Genomic DNA, 9,250 nt, shown 5'->3' with positions numbered 1-9,250 from the left:
GGGAAAAATTGTTTCACACAGAGATTGCAGTGTCTTGTACTGCTCCGGCACAAAGTATTTTGGCGTGTATGCCCCGGTTGAGGCAGCGGCTTTTTCATCTGCAATGACGCCGTGAGCGTATTCTGCGGCTTCGAGCGGGATCACCCGAAGCACGGAACCGGCCACCGCGCCCATGCTGAGAGACTTCAGAACATTCCGGCGTGAAATAAGGTTTCCAGCCATTAGATCTCGCCTTTCTTCGCCTGATCGAGCAGGTACTCCGAAGTTTTCCACGACAGCGCCATGATGGACAAGGTCGGGTTCTTGTCTGGGTTTGTAACGAATGGAGCTGCATCGGCGACAAACAGGTTCTTCACGTCGTGGGCCTGACAATTTTTGTTCAGCGCGGAAGTTTTTGGGTTGTTCCCCATGCGCACAGTGCCCAGTTCGTGAATGATGGTGCCGCCCTCGGAGATGGCGCTCCTACCCACCAGCTTGGGGTCTCCGACCTGCTTTTCAATCGTGGCGCTGTCCTGATCTGATGTCTGATGGCGGGTCAGTACCGTCCCTCCACCGGATTCGATGATGGAACGGAATGTTTCCTGCATGTCTGCCGCCATTTTTAGCTCGTTGTCACTCCACTCCCAGTGGAAGCGAAGGACGGGAATGCCCCACTTGTCGACAACATTGGGATCAATGTCGCAATAGCTGTTTTCATTGGGAATCATTTCGCCGCGTCCGGCGAATCCAATCACAGTACCGTACGTGCTGCGACACTTCTGTTTCAGGGAAACGCCATAGCCTTCCTGTTGCGCGCATACCCCGCCAAATTCGCCCACACCGGGCATGTTGCGGCCACCGCCAAATTCGATGTGGTAGCCGCGCAGGAAGTCGTTCTTCTGACCGAACCTCCACCAGGGCATGTACATGTGCATACCGCCGACGCCGTCATGATTGTGCGCGGGCATTTTTTCCAGTTGCGGGAAATAGCCTGCCATGTGCGTGCCGACGGAATCTGTGAGATACCGCCCTACGACGCCGGAGGAATTTGCCAGTCCGTCTGGAAAGCTCGATGAACGAGAATTCAGCAGCAGGCGCGCGCTCTCACAGGCGCTGGCCGCTACAACAAAAGCTTTGGCGCGTACGCGCTTTTCGCTGCTGGTGGTCTTGTCGATGTAGGAGACGGCTTCCACAGTCCCGTCTTTGCCCATGATGAGTTCACGAGCCATGGCGCTGGGAATCAGCTTAAAGCGGCCTGTAGCTTGCGCCGGTGGAATCATGACCTGGCTGGAACTGAAATTCGAGGCGGTCATGCAGCCGCGGCCGCACTGCGCGCAGTAGTGGCAGGCAGGGCGCCCATTCAGCGCCTGAGTAAGAATTGCGAGCCGCGACGGAATGCAGGTGATGTTTAACTTGTCGCAGGCCTCCTTGACGATGGTTTCTGTACAGCGCGGCTTGGGCGGAGGCTGAAAAACGCCATCGGGCGCGTTAGGAACGTTCTCTTTCGTGCCGAAGACACCGATGTATGCTTCAACCTTGTCGTAGTAAGGCGCAAGCTCTTCGTAGCTGATCGGCCAGTCATCGCCCATACCGTCAGTCGAACGCGCACGGAAATCCGCGGGACCGAAGCGCAGGGCAATGCGCCCCCAATGGTTGGTGCGACCCCCTTCAATGCGTGAGCGGAACCAGCGAAACGATGTGCCGGGCGCGGTTGTGTATGGCTCGCCATCGATTTCCCAGAAGCCATTGGGGGCAAGGAACTCATCAAACCCGTGACTCTTGCCACCGATGCCTGCGCCGCGATGAGGCAACTCGTAGGGCCAGATGTGCTCCTTGAAGTCCTTTTCAGGATTAAGGACGGGACCGGCTTCGAGCATGACCACACTGAGTCCGCCTTCGGTCAGCACCTTTGCGGCAGTCCCGCCGCCGGCACCAGATCCGATAACGCAGACGTCGTAAATTTTTTCCCGTGAGTTTATTTGGGCCATGTAGCGTCTCCGCGTAAGGTACGGTGCACGAGCGAGCGGTTTTCAGCCTGCTTCAATGAATTGCAACCTCCGATTCGATTCTCAAACTTGATGAGCAGTGTATTCGTTTTCAGCAAGACATGTCATCTGACAGGCACCGCTCATGCCACTTTACGCAGCTTGCTTACGCGGCCAACTTCCACCCATTCAACGACGAAGATATTGCCGGCGTGATCGAAGCAGGCACCGTGCGGGCAGACGAACTTACCCGGTTTGAAGTGGTCGCGCGTGAGCTTGCGCGTGGCCATGTAGTCGCTTGAGGAATCGTCGCCGAGGTTCATCATGATGTTGTTCCCGCTGTCCATCAGCGTGACGCGCGCGAAGAGATCGGGCACCACCATGTCGCCGTTTTTGTAGATATTGAAATGGCACGGCGCATTGGTCCCATAGAGGAAGTCGATGTGCTGCCCGTCGAGCGTGAAACGCTGGATACGCTTGTTGCTGCGGTCGGCGACATTCAGGACAGGTTGGGCGCCGCGTTCATCAAGAATAATGCCGTGGGGGCAGAGCAGTTGACCGGCATCTTTTCCGGGGCCGCCGAAGGTGCGGATATATTCACCTTTGCTGTTGTACTGGAGGATGTAGCTGGAGCCGTAACCGTCGCCGATATAAATGTCGCCGTTGGCGGCGACGGCCAGGTTGGTCGGGCTGTACTTCAAAGGTTTGCCGTCCGGGCCGGGCTTTGAGTAGGGTTCGGATTCTTTGGGATAACCCAGCGTGAAGACCTCTTCGCCGTCGAGCGTTGTCTTGACTACTAACCCACGTTGAATGTCGCACAGGTAAAGGAACTCGGTACTGCCTTCCTTGCGAATATAGAGGCCGTGCGCGCCACCGCGAAACTGCTTGCCCCAGCTCTTGACGAATTTCCCTTTGTGGTCGAAGACCACCATGCTGTCCGGCTTCTCGCTTGTGGCGTAGACAGTGTGGTGGATGTAAATGTGTCCCTGCGAGTCTTCGCAGACGCCGTGCGTGTTGCCGTATTGAATGTCCGCGGGAAGTTCGCCCCAATCATGCGTGACCTCATAGGTGTGCTCGCCAGAGCCCATGATTGGCTTCTTGCTGCCGGATTTGTTGGTGGCTCCCAGAAGCATGGGCGCGATGAAACCGGTTCCGACCTGGGCGACAAATTTGCGACGAGATATGGACATGCGTTGTCTTCCTCAGCGGTTTGGAGAAGCAGCAGCCTGACCCTGGGCCGCGCTCGCCGTTTCTTTACTGGTTGAGACTTTAAGCTGCAGTGGCGCAGAGGCGTGCAGAGTAGGAGAATTCGACTCGACCTGGGCCACCACATAAATTGGCTGATCGATGGGCCTGGCCCAGTCTTCGGCGCGGAGAGTAAATGTGCGGCTCGTCTGAGCTTCCGTCACCAACACTCCGTTCAATCCGACGTTGACAACTTCAACGCCGGGAGGAAGGTTCTCAACCGAGCAGGGCACCCGGCCCTTAAAGCCGTTCTGGCGCTCGATATGAAGCGTGACAGTGACTTCCTTCCCCGGTTCGATGGCAACTTCTTTGGCTTCCGTGGTCACGACCACATCAGGCGGTGGAATGATGGACGCGAGTTGCAGAGGTGGGGTCATGCCTGCATCAGCGTTTGCGATTCGCGTCAGGTCATGGCCATTGACGTTCGCGCGGCCTATAAACTCGATGGGCGATGGAGCAGTGTCGAGCGATGCGTCAGCTGCAGCCGACAGGACAACTACAGTGCTTCTCTGTCCCGCGGGGATTGTCGCCGAACTTGCGGTCACTCCCGCAGGCAGACCTTTTACGCTGACTTCAATCGGGCCATCGAAGTCCCGTATCTCCGAGACCGACACCGTCACCGGTATGGAACCGCCACGAGGGATGTTGGGATTCGCAGGTTCGGCAGTGAGTTGATAATCAGGGGCCGCGTCGCGGATGGTCAGGCGATAGGCGAAGTCACGCCCCTCCATGCCGCGAACATCTTTGAGATGCAGCAGGTACTCGCCGTCTGCCGGAGCAACAAAGTCGAGTTTTGAGTCTGCGCCGTAGCCTGGGCCGCCGTCGTCGTTGCGCCAGGTCAGGTGGAATACGGGCAGACCGTTGGCCGGGAAGTCCGCATCGGCAGGCATAATCTGCGCTTTGTATACCGGCGTGTTTACCGCGTGAACGTCAGGCGATGTTCCCTCATATGCAAGGCGCAGGCCGTTCATCCCTTGCAGGGTTGTGTCAGCGTCGGGCTGGTCAGGGATGAACTTGATTCGGTCAAGCTCGTCGCCCACCATCAGGTAGTCGCCTTCGCGCAGGCCGGAAGTAGACACGAGTCGGATGCCGATGGTCCGAGAATCCCTGTCAGCCAGTGTCGTCGTGGTCTGGTTGAGGCAACGAATGGTTGCTCTGGGGATCGGGTTTCCCTGCGCGTCGAGAACTTCGATGATGGAATCGAGCGGCGAGCCGAGGCGCGAGGCGGCGACATCGATGTTCAGGCGCTCGCCTTTTTTAGCGCGAAAGCGGAAATAGTCCTCGTCCGGCTTTCCGCCTGCTTCAGCGCCGCCATCGATATGACCGTTGATGGCGATGGGGACGGAAACGGCCTGCGCCTGTTCGGCGGTGCTGTTAGGCTCCTGCTCCGATACTTCCGGCTCATTGCCTACGGCCAGTTTGACCGGATTCAGAGAGGCTGTTTCCAGCGGGGCCGTTGTCCATCCTGCGGTGGCTTTGGGCGGATCAACTTTCACCTGATGGACGTTGCCCAGGTTGACGCCCTCAACTGCAACATCAGATGATTGCCCGACGCGCACGCCGAGCGGGAAGACACTGGTAATGTACGGCAATTGCCCCGCGTTGACGCGATAGAAGTGGTCTGCGCCTCCGCTTTGCTCGCGGTCGGTAATTGCGAGGATGTAATTTCCGTCCTGCGACAGCTTGTAATTTAATTCAGCATCGGGGGCCTCATCATACTTCCCTGCTTCGGCAAGGATGTGCCCAGTGGCGTCACTCAACACCAGTTTGGATTGAAGCTTGGAGCCGAGTTTTGACGCCTCAACCTGAAAGACGACATCTTCGCCAGCCTTACCCTCAAACTGGTAGCTGTCCGCGCTTCCCGGCGACGAAATTGTGCCGACGAGCGTTGCCGGCAGCTTCACCGGTTGCGGGGCGCTCATAGGCTTGCCCACCGTGACTTCCGGCAGCGATCCAACATCGAAGACAGCCATATCTGTTGTTCCCAATGGCGTCTGAATACGAAAGCGATGGATGCCTGGCGGAACATCTTTCGCCACCGTGATTTCGAGCTTTGCTGTCTGCTTTTTTCCAAGAGGCACCTGCGCACCGAGGTCTTCGCCCGCACGCGGCCCGGTAATTTTCTCTGGAATATCGGTAATCTCGATCAGCTTGCCGCTGATGCCGGACGCGTCAAAGATGACCGCCTTTGCGTCGGACAAATTGCGCCCGTCGATGGTGAATGTAGCGGTAGTTCCCCGCTCCATGCCTGCGGGCGAAATTTTCGAGATGCTAGGAGGAATGATGGGCTCTTCCGCGCATAGAGACAGAATACCTGTCATTCCAGTCGCAAAAGAGATGGCGAAAAACAGGACTCTAGCCTTCATACCTGCCCCCTACTGGGTCACCTGTTTGCTGTCGCTTTTCGTGGATGGCGGTTGAGGTTCGAACGCAATCATCTGCCCTCGGGTTTCTTTGTAATTCTCCGCGTCATACACGCTCAAGGTACCGTTGAAGCGGCCTGCCGCCAACTGCTTGCCGTCGCGACTTATGCTGAGCGCTTCCACCCAATCAGGTTGATGGTCAATCACGCGGATCGGATCGAGTGTAGACGCCTCGCGGAATCGAATTGAGCCGTCTGAGGAAGCAGTGATGATTGTCTTGCCGTCCGGCGACCAGACCAGAGCAAGGATACTGTCTTCGTCTGCGATCAACGACTGGTCCAGATGGCCATCATCTTTCCCCAGCTTCCATACATAGATGGTTTTGTCATAGCCAGCGGCGGCGATGCGGTCGCCAGTTGGTGAATAGGCGAGAGTGCTCAGGCCGTCGGAAGCGTCACTTAGGGTGTACAGGCGCTTCCCGGTCGCAATGTCCCAAATTTTTACTGTTCTGTCCTGCGAAGCGGTGGCGAGGCGCTTGCCGTCTGGGCTGAAGGCAACGGCGAAGACGGCGTCGATGTGGTCTTTGAGATTGGAGAGTTCCTTACCGGTGGCAACATCCCAGAGCTTCGCTGTTTTGTCATAGCTGCCGGAAGCAATCAGTTTTCCATCCGGGCTCCAGGCAATGGAATAGATGCAGTCCGTGTGCCCCTGCATCGTTTTGAGAAGCTGATGTGACTGGACGTCCCAGATTTTGATTTCTCCAAAGCGCTGCGGCGGGCCTCCTCCGGCGGCGAGCAGCTTGCCGTCCGGACTGAAGGCAATCGAGCGCACATAGTCGGCATGACCGGAGAGCGTGGCGATCTCCTTGCCGGTGGATGGGTCAATAAGACGCACTTCGCGGTAGCCGCCTACGGCAAGCAGCTTTCCATCCGGAGAGAACTTCACTGATGCCACCGGCGAGACAACCGGAACCTCCGGCTTGATTTCCGGAATGGGCGCGGTGGTGATCGTCTTTGCCGCTTCAGACTCAGCGGGACCGGAGGCTCCGGCGTCGATCCATGTCTCGATGGCGGCAATGTCCGCGGCTGGGAGGGGATCCGCGCCAAAAGGCATGCGCGGCGCGATCTTTCCTTCAAGCATCTGCGCCAGACGGCTGCCATGCGAGTTGTGTGGCAGGATGACTTGCCCGTGGTCCCCGCCCTTCATCAATGAGTCATAACTGTCCATCACCAGGCCACCCATCTTCGCGCTGCTTGAGTGGCACGCCAGACAGTTTTTTTGCAGGATGGGTGCGATGTCAGAGTTGAAGCTCGGCGGCGATGCTGCTTTCACGCCGGCGGAATTGTAAACAGCCCACATTGCAACAAAAACGGCACAGACCATGGCTAGTCTTAGAGGCCAGTCAGCAAAGCGAATTTTTCTGAGATCAGGCTGCATCTGTGCGGTGTCCGTAACTCAATGGTTGAACATAAACTCTTCGCTGGTCAGCAGCGACCATGACATATCGATAAGCGCTGCGCGACGCGGGTCCTGCTCGCCTGCAGTCTTTTGCTGCTCCGCCGCGGCAAGCGCGCTGACGAGCGCGGAGCGTTCAGAGTCGGTCGGATGCCGGCTTAGAGATGCAAGGTAGAGATAGTCGACGATCTGCTCATCGGAGAAACCGAGCTTCAGCAGCATGTCCAGTGAACTGTTCGGCGCGCGCAGCTTGTTATTGAGCGTGTCGCCGTTGATGATGTGCAGCGCCTGCGTGATGGTCGGCACGGATGTGCGCTCGCTTTCACGCGTCTGCTGTCGCACTGGCCGGCCAAAAGCTGTCAGGAAGTATGATTTCACCGCCGTATCCGGAAGCTGCATGCCGCGCATGCCGATGGGATAGCCATCAAATTTCTCCGGAACCTGGGTCACTTGCGAATAGGCATCAAGAAGCACCTCAGCGGGCAGACGCTTGATGACATAGTGCGAGCCGTATTTGTCATCGTCCACATTTTCCTTGAGTGGTTTCGATGAAGTCTGATATGTCGCCGACTGCATGATGGTGCGAATCAGATAATTCACGTCGAAATTGTGCGCCACAAAATCCTTCGTCAGCGCGTTCAGCAACTCGTCGTTGGTAGCTGGATTGGTGTCGCGCAGATCATCGACTGGCTCAACGAGGCCGCGCCCCATGAAATTGCGCCACACCCGGTTGACAATGCTGCGGGCGAAAAACGGGTTCTGCGGCGACGTGAGCCATTTGGCGAAGTACTGGCGCGTGTCGCCCGGCGTCTGCATAGAGAGCGCTACCGCATCGAGCGGCTTGGGCGGCAGCGGCATCATGAAGCGGTCATCCATGAATTCGCCGGTTGGAGCCGAATAGACCGTTACATCATTGAAGAGTGGCCCTACCCCGGGACGAAATCCACCCGACGCAAAAGTCTTGAGCCGCACCCGTGCAAACAGGTTGGCCATGCCGTAATAGTCCTTCTGCGTCCACTTCGCTAGAGGATGGTTGTGGCAGTGAGCACAGGTGATGTTGATGCCCATGAATGCCTGCGCCATGTTTTCCGACGTATCCAGTGGATCGCGGTGCACCACCCAGTAATTGGCTGCGCCATTTTCCTCTGTATTACCAGTCGCCGTCACGATCTGCGCGACAAACTTGTTCCACGGCTTGTCGGTCGCCACACTGTCGTGGATCCAGTTGTAGTAGCTCCACATCTCTCCATTGGAGAGGCGGTTGCTCGAAACCAGAAGCAGATCAGACCACTTATAGGCCCAGTAGTCCACGAACTCGGGCCGCTTCATGATGGTGTCAATTAGCTGGTTGCGCTTGTCCGGTGAGGAGTCCTTCAGAAACTTTTCGACCTCGGACGGAGCTGGCAGAATTCCCGCCGCATCGAGATATGCTCTGCGGATAAATTCGGCATCGCTTGCAGGAGGCGACGGTGGAATGTGCAGCACTGCGAGATGCTTCAAGATGGCATCGTCAATGAAGTTGTTGCGCGGAGCTTTGCTGAAGACCGTCTCCGGCAGCTTGTAGGGAAACGGAATGCGAAGCCGCGAAAACGTAACATGGCTCTGATACCACACCGTGACCGGGGCCTCGCCATAGCCGTGCATGGTGACATGGCCGTCATTCCCCACGGTGGCCACGCTTTCATCTCCGCTGTCGTACTTGGCCCAGCGCGTTACGTCGGCGGTGTGGCCATCGGAAAATACCGCTGTCACCAGCAACTGCTGCTCGGCACCTGGACGAAGCGAGGCTTCGCGGGGAAGCACCTGGATCGCGGTGACGCGTGGGTCAGTATCTCGCGGCGGCGGCATTCCCTGCGCGATCCAGCCGGAAATCACTCCATATTCAGGCGAGCCGACGTCGAAGCGTTTACCCCCGCCGTGCGGGATGGTCAGAGTCGGCTTCAAAAGAATCAGGCTCTTTGCTGGTTCCATCGTCTCCGTACGCCGCGCCAGCGCCTGATGTGTGAGCGTGTAGTAGTCGGCTTCAGGGTCATAACCGCGCAGCGTAAGCTTGAAGCCGTTTTTGCCTGCGGCCGCGCCATGGCATGGGCCGGAATTGCAGCCCATCTTCGTCATGACGGGCAGTACGTCATTGCGGAAGCTCCAGATCGCGACATCGTTATAACCCTTGACGCTCAACGGCGCATTTGCGCGATGCCCCTCGACGGTCGCGAGGACAGTCGC

At 57.6% G+C, this 9,250-nt stretch carries 6 protein-coding genes; all 6 read right to left on the bottom strand.

Going from position 1 to position 9,250, the window contains the following annotated elements:
* A partial coding sequence (locus tag VEV40_RS05720) for a hypothetical protein (protein WP_324830785.1) occupies positions 1 to 222 on the bottom strand: 222 nt, incomplete at its 3' end.
* Positions 222 to 1,967 (bottom strand): GMC family oxidoreductase, encoded by a 1,746-nt coding sequence (locus VEV40_RS05715; RefSeq protein ID WP_324830784.1) that lies wholly within the window; start codon positions 1,965 to 1,967, stop codon positions 222 to 224. The genes VEV40_RS05720 and VEV40_RS05715, both read right to left, overlap by 1 nt.
* A 140-nt stretch (positions 1,968 to 2,107) precedes the next feature.
* Positions 2,108 to 3,154, bottom strand: coding sequence for a hypothetical protein (locus tag VEV40_RS05710; RefSeq protein WP_324830782.1), 1,047 nt, complete (start codon positions 3,152 to 3,154; stop codon positions 2,108 to 2,110).
* 12 nt (positions 3,155 to 3,166) lie between these two features.
* Positions 3,167 to 5,575, bottom strand: coding sequence for a hypothetical protein (locus VEV40_RS05705; protein WP_324830780.1), 2,409 nt, complete (start codon positions 5,573 to 5,575; stop codon positions 3,167 to 3,169).
* Between the two features lie 9 nt (positions 5,576 to 5,584).
* Complete coding sequence (locus tag VEV40_RS05700; RefSeq protein WP_324830778.1) at positions 5,585 to 6,955, bottom strand: eIF2A-related protein; 1,371 nt, start codon at positions 6,953 to 6,955, stop codon at positions 5,585 to 5,587.
* A gap of 72 nt (positions 6,956 to 7,027) precedes the next feature.
* The coding region (locus tag VEV40_RS05695; RefSeq protein ID WP_324830777.1) for a DUF1549 domain-containing protein at positions 7,028 to 9,250 on the bottom strand (2,223 nt) is incomplete at its 5' end.

It is taken from the genome of Alloacidobacterium sp., from assembly GCF_035631355.1.
Classification (GTDB): Bacteria; Acidobacteriota; Terriglobia; order Terriglobales; family Acidobacteriaceae; genus Alloacidobacterium.
The sequence above is the reverse complement of the archived record's forward strand: the minus strand, read 5'-3'. Positions and strand labels throughout refer to the sequence as shown.